General features: G+C 67.2%; 18 protein-coding genes and 1 pseudogene. 8 read left to right on the forward strand and 11 right to left on the reverse strand.

Annotation, left to right across the window (positions count from 1 at the left end; translation table 11 throughout):
* Positions 1-188: 188 nt before the first annotated feature.
* Both G8O29_RS18860 and parE read right to left on the reverse strand, forming a co-directional pair.
* Positions 189-266, reverse strand: a pseudogene (locus G8O29_RS18860) (aquaporin); the annotation flags it as partial.
* A 253-nt stretch (positions 267-519) separates the two neighbouring features.
* On the reverse strand, positions 520-2,472 hold the full coding sequence (gene parE / locus G8O29_RS00195; protein ID WP_166401218.1) for a DNA topoisomerase IV subunit B: 1,953 nt from the start codon (positions 2,470-2,472) through the stop codon (positions 520-522).
* Positions 2,473-2,596: 124 nt separating this feature from the next.
* Here parE and G8O29_RS00200 point away from each other — a divergent pair, with 124 nt between their 5' ends.
* Both G8O29_RS00200 and proS read left to right on the forward strand, forming a co-directional pair.
* Positions 2,597-3,481, forward strand: coding sequence for an NAD-dependent epimerase/dehydratase family protein (locus G8O29_RS00200; RefSeq protein WP_166401219.1), 885 nt, complete (start codon positions 2,597-2,599; stop codon positions 3,479-3,481).
* Between the two features lie 271 nt (positions 3,482-3,752).
* Positions 3,753-5,093, forward strand: a complete 1,341-nt coding sequence (gene proS / locus G8O29_RS00205; RefSeq protein WP_166401220.1) for a proline--tRNA ligase — start codon at positions 3,753-3,755, stop codon at positions 5,091-5,093.
* A gap of 24 nt (positions 5,094-5,117) precedes the next feature.
* Here proS and G8O29_RS00210 read toward each other — a convergent pair whose 3' ends face one another.
* From G8O29_RS00210 to G8O29_RS00220, 3 genes are read right to left on the reverse strand one after another with little or no spacing between them, the layout of a single operon-like run.
* Complete coding sequence (locus G8O29_RS00210) at positions 5,118-6,083, reverse strand: quinone oxidoreductase family protein (RefSeq protein WP_166401221.1); 966 nt, start codon at positions 6,081-6,083, stop codon at positions 5,118-5,120.
* A 33-nt stretch (positions 6,084-6,116) separates the two neighbouring features.
* A complete protein-coding gene (locus G8O29_RS00215) occupies positions 6,117-6,338 on the reverse strand; it encodes a helix-turn-helix transcriptional regulator (RefSeq protein ID WP_166401222.1) in 222 nt (73 codons plus the stop codon).
* Between the two features lie 3 nt (positions 6,339-6,341).
* Positions 6,342-6,788: a hypothetical protein gene (locus G8O29_RS00220; protein WP_166401223.1), complete on the reverse strand. Its 447-nt coding sequence runs from the start codon at positions 6,786-6,788 to the stop codon at positions 6,342-6,344.
* A 149-nt stretch (positions 6,789-6,937) separates the two neighbouring features.
* Between G8O29_RS00220 and G8O29_RS00225 the strand changes: the two genes are divergently transcribed.
* From G8O29_RS00225 to G8O29_RS00235, 3 genes are all read left to right on the forward strand, one after another.
* Positions 6,938-7,594: a ThuA domain-containing protein gene (locus G8O29_RS00225; RefSeq protein ID WP_166401224.1), complete on the forward strand. Its 657-nt coding sequence runs from the start codon at positions 6,938-6,940 to the stop codon at positions 7,592-7,594.
* 86 nt (positions 7,595-7,680) lie between these two features.
* Positions 7,681-8,340 carry a PAQR family membrane homeostasis protein TrhA gene (gene trhA / locus G8O29_RS00230; RefSeq protein WP_166401225.1) on the forward strand — a complete coding sequence of 220 codons (660 nt, stop codon included), beginning with the start codon at positions 7,681-7,683 and terminating at the stop codon, positions 8,338-8,340.
* Positions 8,341-8,707: 367 nt separating this feature from the next.
* On the forward strand, positions 8,708-8,893 hold the full coding sequence (locus G8O29_RS00235; protein WP_166401226.1) for a hypothetical protein: 186 nt from the start codon (positions 8,708-8,710) through the stop codon (positions 8,891-8,893).
* A 26-nt stretch (positions 8,894-8,919) separates the two neighbouring features.
* Here G8O29_RS00235 and G8O29_RS00240 read toward each other — a convergent pair whose 3' ends face one another.
* The 3 genes from G8O29_RS00240 to G8O29_RS00250 are packed head-to-tail and all read right to left on the reverse strand — an operon-like array spanning position 8,920 to position 10,374.
* Positions 8,920-9,456, reverse strand: coding sequence for a helix-turn-helix transcriptional regulator (locus G8O29_RS00240; protein ID WP_166401227.1), 537 nt, complete (start codon positions 9,454-9,456; stop codon positions 8,920-8,922).
* Positions 9,453-10,097 carry a cytochrome b/b6 domain-containing protein gene (locus G8O29_RS00245; protein ID WP_166401228.1) on the reverse strand — a complete coding sequence of 215 codons (645 nt, stop codon included), beginning with the start codon at positions 10,095-10,097 and terminating at the stop codon, positions 9,453-9,455. The genes G8O29_RS00240 and G8O29_RS00245 overlap by 4 nt, the downstream gene beginning before the upstream one ends.
* A 1-nt stretch (position 10,098) precedes the next feature.
* On the reverse strand, positions 10,099-10,374 hold the full coding sequence (locus G8O29_RS00250; protein ID WP_166401229.1) for a PepSY domain-containing protein: 276 nt from the start codon (positions 10,372-10,374) through the stop codon (positions 10,099-10,101).
* A gap of 223 nt (positions 10,375-10,597) precedes the next feature.
* Here G8O29_RS00250 and G8O29_RS00255 point away from each other — a divergent pair, with 223 nt between their 5' ends.
* From G8O29_RS00255 to G8O29_RS00265, 3 genes are read left to right on the forward strand one after another with little or no spacing between them, the layout of a single operon-like run.
* Positions 10,598-11,782, forward strand: coding sequence for an AI-2E family transporter (locus G8O29_RS00255; RefSeq protein ID WP_166401230.1), 1,185 nt, complete (start codon positions 10,598-10,600; stop codon positions 11,780-11,782).
* Positions 11,779-12,444 (forward strand): P-loop NTPase family protein, encoded by a 666-nt coding sequence (locus G8O29_RS00260; RefSeq protein WP_166401231.1) that lies wholly within the window; start codon positions 11,779-11,781, stop codon positions 12,442-12,444. Before G8O29_RS00255 ends, G8O29_RS00260 begins: the two co-directional genes overlap by 4 nt.
* 45 nt (positions 12,445-12,489) lie before the next feature.
* The gene (locus G8O29_RS00265; protein ID WP_166401232.1) at positions 12,490-14,691 is read left to right on the forward strand and encodes an RNA degradosome polyphosphate kinase; all 2,202 of its coding nucleotides are present in this window, start codon (positions 12,490-12,492) and stop codon (positions 14,689-14,691) included.
* A 56-nt stretch (positions 14,692-14,747) separates the two neighbouring features.
* On the opposite strand, the gene G8O29_RS00270 is transcribed toward G8O29_RS00265, so the two are convergent.
* From G8O29_RS00270 to G8O29_RS00280, 3 genes are all read right to left on the reverse strand, one after another.
* Complete coding sequence (locus tag G8O29_RS00270; RefSeq protein ID WP_128514289.1) at positions 14,748-15,203, reverse strand: MmcB family DNA repair protein; 456 nt, start codon at positions 15,201-15,203, stop codon at positions 14,748-14,750.
* A 319-nt stretch (positions 15,204-15,522) separates the two neighbouring features.
* Positions 15,523-16,347, reverse strand: coding sequence for a DUF481 domain-containing protein (locus G8O29_RS00275; RefSeq protein WP_166401233.1), 825 nt, complete (start codon positions 16,345-16,347; stop codon positions 15,523-15,525).
* 221 nt (positions 16,348-16,568) lie between these two features.
* A complete protein-coding gene (locus tag G8O29_RS00280) occupies positions 16,569-17,450 on the reverse strand; it encodes a LysR family transcriptional regulator (protein WP_166401234.1) in 882 nt (293 codons plus the stop codon).
* Between the last annotated feature and the right edge of the window lie 8 nt (positions 17,451-17,458).

Consider the following 17,458-nt stretch of genomic DNA (forward strand, 5'->3'; position numbering starts at 1 on the left):
GCTGACCTGCCGCAGGGAATGGCTGGGAGAGCGGCGCGAGAGTGAAGTCAAACGTCGTAATATATTGTAAAAAAACCGATCTTTTCGGAGTTACCGGGTTTTGAAATGCCGCTTCCCGCTTCCTTTATCAGCAGGGAACGCCCGAACGGGGTTCACGAAAGATGACGGGTCTGGCCGCAATGGCAGGCCACCGAGCTGTTGGTCACGGGGATCGAGATCAGGTGGACGAGCGTCAGCGCGAGGCCGATCGCGATGGGCGCGAAGCCGATGCCAGGCTCCGGGAAGCCCCTGGCAAGCACGGCACTGCCACAGCCTTCGAACACCCGTCAGAAGGGTCCGAAGAACGCGGCGGAAAGTTTCTTCATCATGGGAGCCGCATCCGGGGAAAAGCGTCGGCAAGCCGGGAGAGGGGCCACGCAAAGGCGCCGCGACGCCCCACCCGCGCTGGACACAGACCTGCCGTTGCAGGAATTCCGTCAGGGGTCGCCCGGATTGTCTCCGACCTGTTCCTGCACATTCCTAAACATCCAACTCCTCCACGAACCGCGCATTCTCCTGAATGTACTGGAAGCGCAGTTCCGGCTTCTTTCCCATCAGGCGCTCCACCAGATCAGACGTATCCCCCGGTTCGTCCTCGTCGATCGACACCCGGATCAGCTTGCGCGTCGCGGGGTTCATCGTGGTGTCCTTCAGGTCCTTGGCGTCCATCTCTCCCAGCCCCTTGAAGCGCTGGACATCGATCTTGCCCTTTCCGCCCAGACCCTTCGCCAGCCACAGCTCCTTCTCGGCATCGTCCGCCACATACATCCGGCGAGCGCCCTGCGTCAGGCGATACAGCGGCGGGCAGGCCAGATACAGGTGGCCCTTGTCGATCAGCGGGCGCATCTGGGTGAAGAAGAAGGTCATCAAAAGCGACGCGATGTGCGCGCCGTCCACGTCCGCGTCGGTCATGATGATGATCTTCTCATAGCGCAGGTCGTCGAGGCGGAAGCGGCTGCCCATGCCGGTGCCGAGCGCCTCGCAAAGGTCGCGGATTTCGGCGTTTTCGTTCAGTTTGGCAGAGGCGGCGCCGAGGACGTTCAGGATCTTGCCGCGCAGCGGCAGAAGCGCCTGGAAATTGCGGTCGCGCGCGCCCTTGGCGCTGCCCCCCGCGCTGTCGCCTTCGACGATGAAAAGCTCGGTCCCCTCGCGCGACTTGGCCGAACAGTCGGTGAGTTTCCCCGGCAGGCGCAGCTTCTTGGTCGCGGTCTTGCGCTGGGTTTCCTTCTCCTCGCGGCGTCTCAGGCGTTCCTCGGCGCGCAGGACGAGGAAGTCGAGAATGGCGCCCGCGGATTTCGGGTCGGCGGCGAGCCAGGTGTCGAAATGGTCGCGGACGGCGTTTTCGACCCATTTCGCAGCTTCCTCGGTGGACAGCCGGTCCTTGGTCTGGCCGACGAACTGCGGCTCGCGGATGAAGATCGACAATAGCGCGCAGCCCCCCGTCAGAAGGTCGTCGCGGGTGATTTGCTCGGCCTTGCGGTTCTTCACCCGCTCGCCATAGGCGCGGATGCCTTTCAGGATCGCGGCCCAGAACCCGGCCTCATGCGTGCCGCCCTCGGGGGTGGGGACGGTGTTGCAGTAGGAATGCAGATAGCCGTCCTGGGCGGGCGTCCAGTTGATCGCCCATTCGACCGAGCCGGGGACCTGGTATTTCTCTTCGAAGCTGACGCGGCCGGCGAAGGGGCGTTCGGAGTAGGTGGTGACCTTCTTGAGCGAGTCGTTCAGAAAGTCGGCGAGGCCGCCGGGGAAGTGGAAGGTGGCCTCTTGCGGGGTGTCGCCGTCGGGGATGGCGGATTTCCAGCGGATCTCGACGCCGGAGAAGAGATAGGCCTTGGACCGCGCCATCTTGTAGAGGCGGGCGGGTTTCAGGGTCTGGTGGCCGAAGATTTCCGGGTCGGGGTGGAAGGTGACGGTGGTGCCGCGGCGGTTCTGGGTGGGGCCGAGTTTCTGCACCGGGCCCTGCGGGATGCCGCGCGAGAAGCTTTGTTCGTAAAGCTCCTTGTTGCGGGCGACCTGGACCACCATCAGGTCGGAGAGCGCATTCACCACCGAAGAGCCGACGCCGTTCAGGCCGCCGGAGGTGGAATAGGCCTTGTTCGAGAACTTGCCCCCGGCGTGAAGGGTGCAGAGGATGACCTCGAGCGCGCTTTTGCCGGGGAACTTGGGGTGTGGGTCCACCGGGATGCCGCGGCCGTTGTCGCGGACGGTGACGGAGCCGTCGGCGTGGAGTTCCACTTCGATCCGGTTGGCGTGGCCCGCGACGGCCTCGTCCATCGCGTTGTCGAGGATTTCGGCGACCATGTGGTGAAGGGCACGCTCGTCGGTGCCGCCGATATACATGCCGGGGCGTTTGCGGACGGGCTCCAGGCCCTCGAGGACCTCGATCGAGGAGGCGTCATAGGTGGAGGCGCCGGAGAGGAGGTCGTTGGACATGGGGCATCACCTGTTCAAATGCGCAGGCATTAGAGCATCGATGGGCATTGGGGCGCAAGATGTGGGGGGTGGTCGGCGTATGGGTGACGGCCTAGGTTAGGGACAGCAATGGAGGGTTTCAGCGATGCGGGTGTTGTTCACGGGCGGGTCGGGCAAGGCAGGCAGGCATGTGGTGCCCTATCTGGTGGCTGCGGGGCACAGGGTGATGAACTTCGACCGGGTGCCCCTGGGGCTGGCGGGGGTGCATGACCTGATCGGCGACATCTGCGACGCGGGGCAGGTCTATTCGGCGATGCGGACCCATGCGGGCTATGAAGAGATGGAGGACGGCGCGGCGCAGCTGTTCGATGCGGTGGTGCATTTCGCGGCCGTGCCCCGCTACGGGATGGTGCCGGATACCGAATGCTACCGGGTGAACACGGTGGGGACCTACAATGTGCTGGAAGCGGCGCTGAAGATGGGGATCCGCAAGGTCATCATCGCCTCGTCGGAGACGACCTACGGGGTCTGTTTCTCGGACGGCGTGGTGGACCCGAAGGTGCTGCCGCTGGAAGAGGACTACGACATCGACCCGATGGACAGCTACGGCATGTCGAAGAAGGTGAACGAGGTCACGGCGCGGAGCTTCCAGCGGCGGTTCGGCGCGGATGTCTATGCCCTGCGGATCGGCAACGTGATCGAGCCGCACGAATATGCGACGCTGTTCCCGCCCTTGCAGGACAACCCGGGACTGCGGCGGCGGATCACCTTCAGCTACATCGACGCGCGGGATCTGGGGCAGATCGTGGACCTGTGTCTCAAGAAGGACGGGCTGGGCTTCCAGGTGTTCAACGCGGTCAACGACGAGAACGCGGTGCCGCAGCCGAATTCCGAGCTTCTGGCCCGCTTCTTCCCCAACGTGCCCCTGTCGCGGCCGGTGGGAGAGCGGGAGGGCCTTCTGTCCAACCGGAAGATCCGGGAGGTGCTGGGGTTCAAGGAACAGCACAACTGGCAGAAGTATGTGACCTGAGGCTGGCGGCGGACCGGGAGTTTCACACCCCCCGCGCCGCCGGGTCGGCCTTGCACCGGCGCTGCCATCCGCACTTCCCGGCCATCGGGGCCATGGATCGCCGTCCTTTCGCCGATCGGCCTGCGTGACGCCGCCCCGGCCGCTGCCACGCCCTGATCCCTGCCTGCGGCAGACCGCTGTCGGCGCGACCCTCCGCTTCGCTGCCCCTTGTCCTTGCCTGCCGAGGCCCGACCCGCTAGGAAACCCGGGACCCTTTCCATGGCAGGCCAACATGCGTCTTTCCCGCTACTTCCTCCCCGTCCTCAAGGAAAACCCCGCCGAGGCGCAGATCGTCAGCCACCGCTACATGCTGCGCGCGGGCATGATCAAGCAGCAGGCGGCGGGCATCTATTCCTGGCTGCCCCTCGGCTACCGGGTCCTGAAACGGATCGAGGAAATCGTCCACCAGGAACAGATCCGCGCCGGGCACATTCCGCTGCTCATGCCCACGATCCAGCCCGCCGACCTCTGGCGCGAGTCGGGGCGCTATGGCGACTACGGCGAGGAGATGCTGCGGATCACCGACCGCCAGAAGCGCGAGCTGCTCTATGGTCCCACCAACGAGGAGATGATCACCGACATCTTCCGCAGCCATGTGACCAGCTACAAGGACCTGCCGCTGACGCTCTACCACATCCAGTGGAAGTTCCGCGACGAGATGCGGCCCCGGTTCGGCGTGATGCGGGGGCGAGAGTTCCTGATGAAGGACGGCTACAACTTCGACGTGGACAAGGCCGCCGCGCTGCACGCCTACAACCGCCACATGGTCAGCTATCTGCGGACCTACGAACGCATGGGGCTCACGGCGATCCCGATGCGCGCGGCCTCGGGCCCCATCGGCGGCGACAACACGCATGAATTCCTTGTGCTGGCCCAGACCGGCGAGTCCGAGGTCTTCTACGACGACCGCGTGACGGCCCTCAAACTGGGGAACCGCGAGATCGACTATGACGACCGCGAACAGGTCGCCAAGGTCTGCGAAGAGTTCACCACGCTTTACGCCCGCACCGATGAAACCCATGACCCGGCGGTGTTCGAGACCGTGCCCGAGGCCCACCGCAAGGTCGGCCGAGGCATCGAGGTCGGGCAGATCTTCTATTTCGGCACCAAGTATTCCGCCGCAATGGGCGCGGAAGTCACCACCGCCGAGGGCACCAAGGTCCCGGTCGAGATGGGCAGCCACGGGATCGGCGTCAGCCGCCTCTTGGGCGCGATCATCGAGGCCAGCCACGACGACAAGGGGATCATCTGGCCGGAAGGGGTCACGCCCTTCCCGGTGGGGATCGTGAACCTCAAGCAGGGCGACAGCGCGGCGGATGCGGCCTGCGAGGGGCTTTACCGGGCACTGGCGGCGAAGGGCTTGGAGGCGCTCTATGACGACCGCGACGAACGCGCCGGGGCGAAGTTCGCCACGATGGACCTGATCGGCCTGCCCTGGCGGATCACCGTCGGGCCGCGCGGTCTGGCGAACGGGGTGGTCGAACTGACCTCGCGTCGCACCGGGGCGTCAGAGGAGGTCTCGCCCGAAGCCGCCGTGGACCGGATCGCCCGGATCTACGCCGGGCAGCGCTAGACGGTCCCCGCCCCGGCCGCAGGATCACGCGGGCATCACCACCACCAGATTGCCGGGCTTGTGGAAGCTTTCGGCGATCTGGTGCGCGCGGGCCAGGTGCGCAAAGGGCAGGACCTGGCCCACCACCGGCGTATAGCCCCCCGCCTGATGCAGCGCGACAAGCCGCTGCATCGATGCAAGGTCATCCTTGTTCGTGCCGGTGATGATCCGCCGCCCCTGCCGCCGCGGCCGCAGGGCGGCCCCCAGCATCGCCCACAGATCGGCGGTGATCTGGACGTAGCGACCGGCGGGGGCCAGCAGCGGCCGCGCACCCGGCCAGCCCAGGCGGCCCATCACGTCAAGGATCACGTCGAACGGGCCGGGGGGCGTCCCGGCGCGGTAGTCCGTGACCTCCCCCGCCCCAAGCTGACGGGCCAGCGCATGGTTGGCGGGCGAAGCGGTGGCGCTGACCTGCGCGCCCAGATGCCGCCCGATCTGCACCGCCGCCCCGCCGACCGCGCCCGTGGCACCGCAGACCAGAAGCCGCTCACCGGGGGCCAGCCGGGCCTTGTCGATCAGGAATTCCGCCGCCGTCAGCCCACCGAAGAAGAAGGCCGCCCCTTCCTCGGGGCTCAGGCTCTCGGGCAGGGGCAAAAGCGGGCCATCAGCGCGGATCACCAGAAACTCCCGGTGCGATCCGCCCCTGAACCCGGTCAGGCCAAAGACCCGCTGTCCCGTGGCAAACCCGGTCACCCCCGCACCAAGCCCCGCCACCTCGCCCGCAAAGGCCCAGCCCGGCGCCACGCGCGGGCGGCGCCAGCCGATGGCCAGCCGCAGCATCGGCCCCAGCCCCCGCGGCACGCGGCCCGAGCGCAGCCGCGCATCCCCTGCCGTCACCGGCGCGGCACGGACCCGCACCAGAACCTCTCCCGCAGCGGGAGCGGGGATCGGACATTCGACGAAGCCGATGGTCTCGGGCGGGCCATAGGCCGTGTAGATCGCTGCTTTCATGGAAAGGTCCTGGGTGCGGGCGCGCGGGCCGGGTCAGTCGTCGTGCCAGGTGAAGACCTCGTCGAGGCCGACACCGAAGGTGCGAGCGATGCGGAAGGCAAGCTCCAGCGTCGGGAAATACTTGCCGTTCTCGATCGCAAGGATGGTCTGCCGGGTCACGCCGACCCGGTCGGCCAGGTCCTTCTGCGTCATCTCGCCCGCCTCGAATCGCAGGCGGCGGATGCGGTTCTCGATGCGGCCGGATCGGGCGGCCATGCCTCAGGCTCCGCGCCGGTAGAGAACCAGCTTCATCGCGTCCTTGAAGGTTTCGGACAGGATGCACAGCGCAAGCACCATGTTCATCGCAAGGAAGGCGGTCTGGCCGAAAGCGAGGCTGATGATGATCCCCAGCAGACCGAAGGACAGAAGATACCAGGCCCAGATCAGCGCACGGCGGTCGATGTCGCGGTCGCGTTCGTCGCGGCGGTCGTCCAGTTTCTCGCCGGTCAGGATGTTGTGCAGGATGGCAAAGACGACGGTCACCGCGATGGCGATGCCGATGGACCAGCCGATCAGGACCAGAACCGACCGCGCCCAGAGCTTCAGGGCCTCCGGCCCCTCGAAGACGCCCGCCGCGTGCTGGCCGGACAGGCGCCACAGGAACAGGCCGATCACGATCAGGCTGGTGATCAGGCCGGACAGCGCCTCGCGTTCGCCATAGGACATGTCGGGCTCCCTTCTTGCGGATCGGGTAAAGTTCAGCGGACCTGAAGTCAACAATCTTTGACACCGTGTCAGGAATTCCAGACCTCGGCATGTCGATTGACCGCGGGTCCGGGCGCTCTTAGCCTGCGCCCAAAGCGAAAGGGTCGAACATGACGAAGGCACTGGTCACCTGGGGCGGATGGGAGGGGCACGAGCCCGAGAAGGTCGGCCCGATGTTCGCCGACTGGCTGCGCGAGGCGGGGATGGAGGTCACGCTGACCGACAGTCTGTCCTGTTTCGACGAGGCCGAGGCGGTCAAGGCCTATGACCTGATCGTCCCGGTCTGGACCATGTCGAAGATCGGCAAGGAACAGGCGCTGAACGTCTGCGCGGCGGTGGCGGCGGGGACCGGAATCGCGGGCTGCCATGGCGGGATGTGCGACGCCTTCCGCGAGAATGTGGACTGGCAGTTCCTGACCGGCGCGCAATGGGTGGCGCATCCGGGCAATGACGGGGTGGAATATGTCGTCCGCATCACCTCGGATGACCCGCTGGTCGCAGGCCTCGGCGATTTCACCGTCAGGACGGAACAGTATTACCTGCATGTCGATCCGGCGGTGAAGGTCCATGCGGTCTGCGACTTTCCGGTGGTCGAGGGGCCGCACAGCGTGAACGGCCCCGTGGCGATGCCGGTCGTCTTCACCAAGGGCTACGGCGCGGGGCGGGTCTATTACAACGCGCTGGGACACCATAAGACCGTCATCGACCAGGGCCCGGCGGCCGAACTCATGCGGCGCGGCCTGCTCTGGGCGGCGCGGAGGGGCTGACGCTGCGTCCGATCCCGCGAAGGTGACTTGGCCCCGCGCCTTGCGCCGGTCATGCTTTGGCAACATTTGCCTGCAAGACTGAGCCCATGACCCTGCCCGCCGATCACTACCGCACCCTCAAGCGCGACCTCTCGGTAGAGGAGTTGCTGGCCGATGGTATCGTGCACGCGCTGGCGCTGCTGGCGGGGCTGATCGCCTTTCCGCTCTTGCTGTTCCACGGGCTGACCACGGCGGGGCCGGGCACCTTCGCGGCCCTTGCCGTCTATGCCGCCGGGTTCTTCCTGATGTGGGGCTTTTCGCTGGCCTACAACATGACCCCGCCCTCGGCGCTGAAATGGCTGCTGCGGCGGTTCGACCATTCGATGATCTATGTGATGATCGCCGGGACCTACACGGCGGTGATCCCGCATCTGGATGGTCTCTGGGCCTGGACGCTGGGCGCTGTGGTGTGGTGTGGTGCGGCCCTGGGCATCCTGGTCAAGGTGGCGCTGCCCGGCCGCTATGACCGGCTGTCGATCCTGGCCTATGTGCTCCTCGGCTGGGTGGGCGTGGTCGCGGCCGTGCCGGTGATGGAGGCGTTGCCGCCTGCCTCGCTCTGGCTTCTGGTCGCGGGCGGGCTCACCTATGTCGCGGGCGTGGGTTTCTATGTCTGGGAACGGCTGCGGTTCCAGAATGCGATCTGGCATCTCTTCGTCGCCGTGGCCGCCGCCCTGCACTTCGCCGCCATCGCCCTGGCGGTTGCCTGAACGGTCCGCGCCGCGCGGGGTTGTCGCGCGGGGTTGTCGCGCGGGGTTGTCGCGCAGGGTTGACGTGGGCCGCGCGCGCGATGCTCTGCTTCGTCATGGCGCTGGCGGTGATCCGGGCCTTCGTCGCCGCCATGTGCAAGCGCGAGCCACGATGCGCGCGGCGGGCCTGCTGGCCGTGGCGCGCCGCGTGCGTCTGCCACCGGTGCAGGCGATCCCCTTGTCCTTCTCCGCGACGCTGGCCAGCGCCACCCTTTGCAAGGGCACGGGCGGCCTCATGAATTGCCGCGCCGTCGAGCGACTTCCCGACGTCTGGACAGTTGTCCGAATGATGCAAGCTGCTGCCTGCACCTGCTGATCGGTTCGGGTTGTGGTAACGTGGACCACGGCGATAACCGGAGGCAAGCCGATCACCCTGGCGATCCAGGCGATGTCCGGCTTTCAGGCCGACATCGGCATGGTGATGGCGATGACCTGCCTGTCGCTGGCGCCTGGGGTCGCGATGATCTGGTTCGTCCGCCAACATCCGGCCCGCAGCTTCACGCTGCGGTCGTAAGAGCGCGCGCGGACCGGGTCGGCGGGTCACGCCGCCGGGTTCGCCGCCGGACTCGCCGACGGGATCGCCTCGCCCAGAAGGTCCTCGACGAAATAGGCGGCGAACTGGGCACGGCCCGAGACGCCGGCCTTGGAATAGATCCGCGTCAGCTGCGCCCGCACCGTGCCCTGCGCGGCGCCCCGCAGCTCGGCGATCTCGGCCACGTCGAGGCCTTTCAGCGCCAGAAGGCCCACGTCGCGCTCGGCCGGGGTCAGGGCCCAGGCCTGGAACTGGGCCTCGATCACGTCCGACAGCGCGCCGCGCGCCACGGCAAGCGCCTGGTCCTGGGCGCGCAGAAGCTCGATCGTCCGGCGCAGCGCGAAGGCGCCGAAGATCACGCCCAGCACCAGGGCTGCGGTGACGATGGCCTCGAAGATGAAATGCGCCGAGGCCGGGTCTTCGCGCAGGTCGGCGATCACGTCGCCCACGAAGAACACCGTGCCCAGCGTCTGGATCACCAGGAAGATGGAAAGCGCCGCCATCTGGCGGCGCCCCGACTGAAGGATGTCCCGGGCCGAGGTCATTTCTGCCGCGGGCCGGTCAGCATCGCCGCCACCAGGTTCCGCCGCATCGCGCGGCTTTCCAGAGCCACCCCGGCGACATGCAGCGCCGCCAGGATCAACAGCAGGTTCGCGACCACTTCGTGCACCTCCTCGGCTGCCTCGCCGAAAGCGTCGTCCCGGTCGGATTCGCCTTCGCTGTCGCGGATCAAAGCAGACCAGTCGCCGGATGCAACCGCCGCCTTGTCCGCTGCCACCTGCATCGGTGTCGCACCGCCGGTCATCACCAGCCCGCTGACGGTAACTGTAGCCAGCGCGGCCCAGAAGGCATAGGCCATCAGCGCGCCGGCCGGATTGTGCGAGGAGTAGTGCCGCACCCTGCCGGACACAAGCTGGCGCAAGTGGCGCAGGGCAGCAAGCGGGTTCGGCGGGAAGGCCGCGAATCGGGCCTCGTCCGGGCCAAGCACCCCCCAGACCATCCGCAGAAGCAGAAGCGCCATCACGATCCAGCCGACCGCGACATGCAGAAGGCTGCCGCCTTCATCCAGCGCCGCGTTCAGCAGCACGGCGGCCGCGATCCCCCAATGCGTCAGGCGCACGACGGGATCCCACAGCGCGGGCGGAGAGGCGGCGGCCGGTCCGGCCTCGGTCCGGGGGGTGGCCATGTCAGTCCTCCGCCTTGATCCTGGCGACCTTGCCCGAGGCCGGGTCGATGTAGACTTCCATCAGCTTGCCGGTGGCCGTATCCGTGCACTTGGCCTCGATCATGCCGTCCTCGGCCTCGAAGGCGGCCACCGGGCAGCCGGCCTTCTCCAGCGTGGCCTTGGCGGTTTCGGGGTCGGTGCCGATCAGGTCGCCCACCGCGGGCATCGCCAGCGCCGCAAGCGGGGTGGCCAGCGGCAGGATTGCAAGCGCGAGGGTCGGAAGAAGTCTGGTTTTCATGGTCTTGCCTTTCGATCGGGCCTGTCCGTCGCGGTCAGGTCTGCGCCGGGACACCGTGCCCCGGATGCCACCACCTGCCCCGGACGGCAGGGCATCGACCATCGCCGCCCCGCTTAGCCCCTACCCCCTAAGCGCCCGCTAAGAGCGGCTTTCCGCCGGCCTTCCCCTTGCGTGCCGGCCCGCCAGCGGCGATATGAGTGGATACGCCGAAGGAAGCGCCCGCATGGCCCTGCCCGTGAAAGACCAGATCCGCTACTGGGGCATCGCTGCGGCGGTGTTCCTGCTGCTGCTCTGGCTGCTGGGCGATGTGCTGCTGCCCTTCATCGTCGGCGGGGCCATCGCCTATTTCCTTGACCCCGTCGCCGACCGGCTGGAGCGGCTGGGGATGAGCCGGGCCGCAGCGACATCGGTCATCTCGCTGGTCGCGCTGCTTCTGGTCGTGCTGCTGGTGCTGGCGGTGATCCCGACGCTGGTGAACCAGCTGAAGGCGCTGGTCAACGCCGCGCCCGACATCACGCGGCGCTTGCAGGGATTCCTGCTGGAACGCTTCCCGGACCTGGCCGATTCCACCTCGACCATCCGGCAGACGCTGTCCGAGATCGGCCTGGCGATCCAGGCCCGCGGGGCCGAACTGGCGCAGGGCCTGCTGTCCTCGGCGCTGGGGGTGCTTTCGGTGGTCCTGTTCATCGTCGTGGTGCCGGTCGTGGCCTTCTACCTGCTGCTGGACTGGGACGACATGGTGGCGCGGATCGACAGCATGCTGCCCCTGGACCATGCGCCCACCATCCGCCGCCTGGCGCGCGAGATCGACGCGGTGCTGGCGGGCTTCGTGCGCGGACAGGTCTCGGTCTGCCTGGCGCTGGGCACGTTCTACGCGGTCGCCCTGATGGCGGCGGGCTTGCAGTTCGGCGTGATCGTCGGGGCGATCGCCGGGGCGATCACCTTTATCCCCTATGTCGGCTCGATCGTCGGCGGGGTGCTGGCCATCGGACTGGCGCTGTTCCAGTTCTGGGGCGACTGGCTTCAGATCGGCCTGGTCGCCGCGATCTTCGCCATCGGGCAGTTCGTCGAGGGCAACATCCTGACCCCGCGCCTGGTCGGCAAGTCGGTGGGGCTGCATCCGGTCTGGCTTTTGCTTGCGCTGTCGGCCTTCGGCTCGGTCTTCGGCTTCGTGGGCATGCTGGTCGCGGTGCCGGTCGCGGCCTCGATCGGGGTGCTGACCCGCTTTGCAATGGAACAGTACCGCGCCAGCCTGCTGTATCAGGGCCGGACCGGGGCCCAGGCGCAAGGCCCCAGCTTCACCTCGGCAGCCGCGGCGCCGAAGCCGCGCCGCCGGCGCAAGGCGGCTTCCGGGGCAGCGGCGCCCGCCCCTGCCGGAACGGGTGTCGGATCGGGTCCCGACGCGTGATCCGCCAGCTGGCCTTCGACCTGCCCGTCCCCGAGGCGATGACCCGCGAGGATTTCTTCGTTGCGCCTTCGAACGCGCTAGCCTTGCAGACGGTCGAAGCCTGGCAGGACTGGCCGGGACGGAAACTGCTGATCCTGGGCCCGGAAGGCGCGGGCAAGACCCATCTCGCGCGGATCTGGGCCGCGCTGTCCGGGGCCGCGATCCTGAACGCACACGGGCTGGCCGAGGTCGATCTCGCCCCCCTGGCCGGCCACAACCTGGTGGTGGAGGATGCCGACCGCATCGGTCCCGCCGAGGCCCAGCTGTTCCACCTGCACAACCTGGCCACCTCGGGCGCGGCGCTGCTTCTGACCGCGCGCACCCCGCCGCGCGACTGGGGGCTGGGCCTGCCCGATCTTCTCAGCCGGATGCAGGCCACCCAGATCGCCCGGCTGGAGGCGCCGGACGATGCGCTGCTGTCTGCCGTCCTGGTCAAGCTGTTCGCCGACCGGCAGATCGCGGTTCCCGCCAGCCTGATTTCCTATCTCGTCAGCCGGATGCCCCGGTCGATCGGGGCCGCGCGGTCGCTGGTCGCGGCGCTTGACGCCCGGGCCCTCGCCCTTGGCCGGCCGATCACCCGGGCGCTGGCCGCCGAAATTCTGGACAGCGCCGGACCGGAATGACTAACTGTCACGATAGCTTCACGAACCGCACGGCATAAGCCCGTCATGACCCAGGCCGATTTCCTCCACTCTCCGTTCCCCGCCCCTGTCGAGCTCCCGTTCGCAGAGACCGCCGGCCCGGGCCGCTTCTTCAACCGCGAGCTGTCCTGGCTGGCCTTCAACTGGCGCGTGCTGGAAGAGGCCGCGAACCCCGCCGTGCCGCTTCTGGAACGGCTGCGCTTCCTGTCGATCTCGGCCACCAACCTGGACGAGTTCTACACGGTCCGGGTCGCGGGCCTGCGCGCGCTGCTGCGCACCGGCAACGCCACACTGTCCGAGGACGGCCGCAGCCCGGCGGAACAGTTGCAGCTGATCAACGCCGATGCCCGGCGGCTGATGCAGACCCAGCAGACCACCTTCAACCGCCTGCGCAAGGAGATGGAGACAGAGGGGATCAGCATCCTCACCCGATCGAAGCTGACGGCGCGCGACCTGAAGCAGCTGGAAACGCATTTCCTGAACAACGTCTTTCCGGTGCTGTCGCCCCTGGCCATCGACCCGGCGCATCCCTTCCCCTTCATCCCCAACACCGGCTTTTCGCTTGCGCTGGAGCTGGAGCGGGCCACGGATCATCGCCCGCTGAAGGCGCTTCTGCCGATCCCGCAGCAGATCGCCCGTTTCGTGCCCCTGCCGGGGAAAGAGGGCGAACACCGCTTCCTGCCGCTGGAGGAACTGCTGCTTCTGCATCTGGACATGCTGTTCCCCGGCTATACCGACCGCGGGCATTGCACCTTCCGCGTGCTGCGCGACAGCGACCTTGAAGTCGAGGACGAGGCCGAGGATCTGGTCCGCGAATTCGAGACAGCGTTGAAACGCCGCCGCCGGGGCGAGGTGATCCGCCTGAAACTCTCGGCCGGCGCGCCCGAGGAGTTGCGCGCGCTGATCATGGAGGAACTGGCCGTCACCGAGGACGAGGTCGTCGAGGTCAAGGGCCTGCTGGGCGTGGCCGACCTGAAGGAACTGATCCTCCCCTCGCGCAAGGATCTGATGTGGCCGCCCTTCACCCCCCGCGTGCCGGAACGGGTGCTGGATCACGACGGCGACATGTTCGCCGCGATCCGGCAGAAGGACATGCTGCTGCATCATCCCTATGAAACCTTCGACATGGTGATCCGCTTTCTTCAGCAGGCGGCGACTGACCCGAACGTGCTGGCGATCAAGCAGACGCTCTACCGCACCTCCTGGGACAGCCCGATCGTGTCGGCCCTCTGCGAGGCAGCCGAAGCCGGGAAATCCGTCACCGCACTGGTGGAGTTGAAGGCCCGTTTCGACGAGGCCGCGAACATCCGCCAGTCGCGCCGCCTGGAACGCGCGGGCGCGCATGTCGTCTATGGCTTCGTCAACTACAAGACCCATGCCAAGATCAGCACCGTGGTCCGGCGCGAGGGCGACCATCTGGTCACCTACACCCATTACGGGACCGGCAACTACCACCCGATCACCGCGCGGATCTACACCGACCTCAGCTTCTTCACCTGCGACCCGGCGCTGGGGCGCGATGCGACCAAGGTCTTCAACTATCTGTCGGGCTACGTGCAGCCGCAGGGGCTGGAGAACCTGGCGATCTCGCCCATCACGCTGAAGCCCCGGCTTCTGGAACTGATCGCGGCCGAGGCCGACCATGCCCGCGCCGGGCGCCCGGCGGAAATCTGGGCCAAGATGAACAGCCTGATCGAACCCGACGTGATCGACGCGCTTTACGCCGCCTCTCAGGCCGGGGTGAAGATCAGCCTGGTCATCCGCGGCATCTGCGGCCTGCGGCCCGGGATCAAGGGACTGTCGGAAAACATCCGGGTGAAGTCCATCGTCGGGCGCTTCCTGGAACATTCGCGCATCGTCTGCTTCGGCAACGGGTTCGGCCTGCCGGCGAAGAAGGCCCGCGTGTTCTTTTCGTCCGCCGACTGGATGGGCCGCAACCTGACCCGCCGCGTCGAGACCCTGGTCGAGGCGCTGAACCCCACGGTGAAGAACCAGATCCTCAGCCAGATCATGGCCGCCAATCTACAGGACGAGGCGCAAAGCTGGCTTCTGGCCCCCGATGGCAGCTATGCCCGCGACCTGGGATCGGGCGAGCGGCAGCTGTTCAGCTGTCATCAGTTCTTCATGGAGAACCCCTCGCTTTCCGGTCGCGGCACGGCGGCCAAGGATGCGCCGCGGCTGATCCCGGTCCGGGATGACGATCCGGGCGCCGTGGCCGCAGCGCAGTAGCGGCCGGGACAAATTCCTTCGAAGGAATTTGCAAATCTTTTCGAAAAGATTTGCGCCTAGACGCCCGCGCCGGGGTCGCGCAGTTGTTGCAGCCGCCCCGCCGCCGCCCGCGCGAAGGTCCGCAGAACCACCTTCCGCCGCGCGCCCGACAGGGGCGTCTCGGGCGCCATCCGCACGACCTCGGCGTCCCAGGCGTCGGCCAGGATCAGGCCGGTCCCTTCCGGCAGCAGCTCTACCGGGAAATCGGCATCCACCGCCCAGAAGAACCGGTCGCACCAGTCCAGATAGCCCTGCCACTTGCGGTCGGCGCGGAAATCCGCCCGGCCCGACTTGCATTCCACCACCCAGACCTCGCCCTTCGGCCCCAGCGCCATCACGTCCACACGCAGCCCCGGAGCCGGGATCAGCTCTTCCACGCAGACGAAATCCAGCGCGCGCAACCCCCGGCAGACGCCGCGTTGCAGGCGCTGGCCCGGCAGGGCGGGCAGGGTCTGGGGCAGATCGACCGGCATGTCCATGCGCGGAAATATGAACCAAAGGTGAACATCTGTCCAGCCTTGCGGCCCGGCCCCCCGCGCCCTATCTTGAGCCTTGGCGGGTTCTGCTCCTCGCGTGCGGGGCCAATTTTCCAGTGGCCGATAAGCAAGCGAACGGGGGCTGGCTCTGCCTGGATCCTGGTCCAGGTATCTGGCGCCCACCTGAGACCTCTGGCTCTCGGGAAAACCCCGGTCCTCACGGTTGCTGCGGGCCCGCCGCCCAAGGTTGCGCGAACAGTGAAAACGGGGCAGGTCGCCCTGCCCCGTTCCCCGCCGGTTCCAGGTCCGAGGGAAATCAGAACCCGATCACCAGCGAGACGCCCAGACGGTTGTCCGTCCTGATCCCGCGCGCATCGTTGTAGTCGGTCAGATAGCTGACCCGGGTCGACAGCGTGTCCGACATCTTGAAGTTCACGCCAAAGTCGTTGTTTGCCCGCAGCGCCGTGTCCGAGGACAGGATGTCGGTGTCGTTGGTCAGGAAGACCGCGTCCGAGATCTGGTAGTAGAACCGCGAGGCGGCCAGATAGCCGGTCTCGGTCTCGGAATTGCCCAGGCCGTCCTTCAGATAGCTGACCCCGATACCGGCCTGCACGCGCCAGGCCATGTCGGGCGTGTTCACCACGCGGTAGCCGGGACCAAAGCCGACAAAGCCGTCGCGGGCGATGTCGTCGGCGGTCGAGGCAAGGCCATCGCGCTGCACGCGGCCCAGACCGAACAGGTAGAAGCGGTCGTTCAGGTAATAGTTCGCATCATAGACGGCGAAAAGGTCTTCCTTGGTCCTGACGCCCGCATCCTTGGCGAAGTCCGCCGCCACGCCGAAGGTCTGCACCCAGTTGCCCTCCGCATAGCGCATCCGGGCGCCCAGGTTGAACTCCTGGCTTTCGGTGTTGCCGGTGCGGGCGACATAGCCCAGCGCGGCGCTGCCGCTGAAGCCGGGCTTGTAGTCCGGGGAACCGAACCGCGCCGCGTCGTTCGACCGCGCCATGTCCTCGGCCACGTCCTGCTCGATGTCGGTGATGCGGTCGTCCAGGTTCTGGATGCCGGTGATGTCCTGCGCAAGCGCGGGCATCACGGCAAGGATGGCCAGGGCCGGGACAGTCAGGAACAGGTGCTTTTTCATCGTGAAACCTCATTCTCTGCAAGCGGGGCCGGAATGGCCGCGCTTCGGTAAGACAGAGATAAGGCCCTGATAATGCTAAGAAAAATTTGGAATACTTGAGGGGGTCTCAAGTATTTCTCATGGGGTCCGGGTCTTGATCCGGCGCGTCACGATCCCCAGCACCGGGGCGATGCCGGAAAACGGCCCGGAAATCAGTGCCATGCCCGCCCGGCCCCGGCGGATCAGGACTGGTCCAGAACCTCGCTTGCGTCCTCGCGCACGGCCGCCAGCGTCTCGGCCAGTGCCTTCTCTGCAACAGTGCGCAGGCCTTCGTCGGTGTCATCGCGCCAGACGGCCCAGGATACCAGCGAGAATCCGGGCGCGTCCTGCACCGCGAAAAGCTGCCCGGTCTCCAGCGAGGCATGGGCCAGCCGGGTCGGGATATAGGCCGCACAGGGACGCGAGCGCAGGAACCAGGCCGCCATCGCCCCATCGCCAAGCGTCAGGCGCGGGTTGGTCAGACCCGGCAGTGCGGTTTCGTGAAAGCGCAGGAACTCCGGCCCCCAGTCCACCAGCACATAGGCCGAGGCGACGCTTTCCACCGTGGCTTCGGCCCAGGGGCAGACCATGACCAGCTGCTCTTCGATCAGGCGTTCGGAATGCAGGCCCGGCCGGTCCAGCGGCCCGTGGGTCAGCATCGCCTGCACTTCGCCTGAAAGCGCCATCTGCACCAGGCCGTCGGGCTCGGCCAGCACCGCGCGGATCTCCAGCTCGGGATGCGATTCGCGCAGGCGGTCGATCCAGCGACAGCCGAAACGCGGCCAGAGCGTGCTTTCCGCCCCGATGACCAGCGTCCGCGCGCGCTCGTCCAGCGCGCTGACCCGTTGCCGCGCCTGTTCCCAGTTGCGCAGGATCATGGTGGCAAAGCCGCGGAACTCGCGCCCGGCCGCCGTCAGCACGACCCCCGCCTTGGTCCGTTCGAACAGCGGGCGGCCCAGCTGGTCCTCCAGCCGGTGGATCCGCAGCGAGACGGCGGATTGGGTCACGAACAGCCGACCGGCGGCGGCGCCGAAGGATCCGGTCGCCGAGACTTCGAGGAAGGTCTTGATCAGTTGCAGGTCCACGAACGCAC

The organism is Rhodobacter calidifons, assembly GCF_011174775.1.
In the GTDB taxonomy this organism is placed as follows: domain Bacteria; phylum Pseudomonadota; class Alphaproteobacteria; order Rhodobacterales; family Rhodobacteraceae; genus Tabrizicola; species Tabrizicola calidifons.

Bases quoted from the DNA above. Each gene is read 5' to 3' on its own strand.
- parE (WP_166401218.1), bottom strand. From the start codon at position 2,472: ATGTCCAACGACCTCCTCTCCGGCGCCTCCACCTATGACGCCTCCTCG.
- G8O29_RS00200 (WP_166401219.1), top strand. From the start codon at position 2,597: ATGCGGGTGTTGTTCACGGGCGGGTCGGGCAAGGCAGGCAGGCATGTG.
- proS (WP_166401220.1), top strand. From the start codon at position 3,753: ATGCGTCTTTCCCGCTACTTCCTCCCCGTCCTCAAGGAAAACCCCGCC.
- G8O29_RS00210 (WP_166401221.1), bottom strand. From the start codon at position 6,083: ATGAAAGCAGCGATCTACACGGCCTATGGCCCGCCCGAGACCATCGGC.
- G8O29_RS00215 (WP_166401222.1), bottom strand. From the start codon at position 6,338: ATGGCCGCCCGATCCGGCCGCATCGAGAACCGCATCCGCCGCCTGCGA.
- G8O29_RS00220 (WP_166401223.1), bottom strand. From the start codon at position 6,788: ATGTCCTATGGCGAACGCGAGGCGCTGTCCGGCCTGATCACCAGCCTG.
- G8O29_RS00225 (WP_166401224.1), top strand. From the start codon at position 6,938: ATGACGAAGGCACTGGTCACCTGGGGCGGATGGGAGGGGCACGAGCCC.
- trhA (WP_166401225.1), top strand. From the start codon at position 7,681: ATGACCCTGCCCGCCGATCACTACCGCACCCTCAAGCGCGACCTCTCG.
- G8O29_RS00240 (WP_166401227.1), bottom strand. From the start codon at position 9,456: ATGACCTCGGCCCGGGACATCCTTCAGTCGGGGCGCCGCCAGATGGCG.
- G8O29_RS00245 (WP_166401228.1), bottom strand. From the start codon at position 10,097: ATGGCCACCCCCCGGACCGAGGCCGGACCGGCCGCCGCCTCTCCGCCC.
- G8O29_RS00250 (WP_166401229.1), bottom strand. From the start codon at position 10,374: ATGAAAACCAGACTTCTTCCGACCCTCGCGCTTGCAATCCTGCCGCTG.
- G8O29_RS00255 (WP_166401230.1), top strand. From the start codon at position 10,598: ATGGCCCTGCCCGTGAAAGACCAGATCCGCTACTGGGGCATCGCTGCG.
- G8O29_RS00265 (WP_166401232.1), top strand. From the start codon at position 12,490: ATGACCCAGGCCGATTTCCTCCACTCTCCGTTCCCCGCCCCTGTCGAG.
- G8O29_RS00270 (WP_128514289.1), bottom strand. From the start codon at position 15,203: ATGCCGGTCGATCTGCCCCAGACCCTGCCCGCCCTGCCGGGCCAGCGC.
- G8O29_RS00275 (WP_166401233.1), bottom strand. From the start codon at position 16,347: ATGAAAAAGCACCTGTTCCTGACTGTCCCGGCCCTGGCCATCCTTGCC.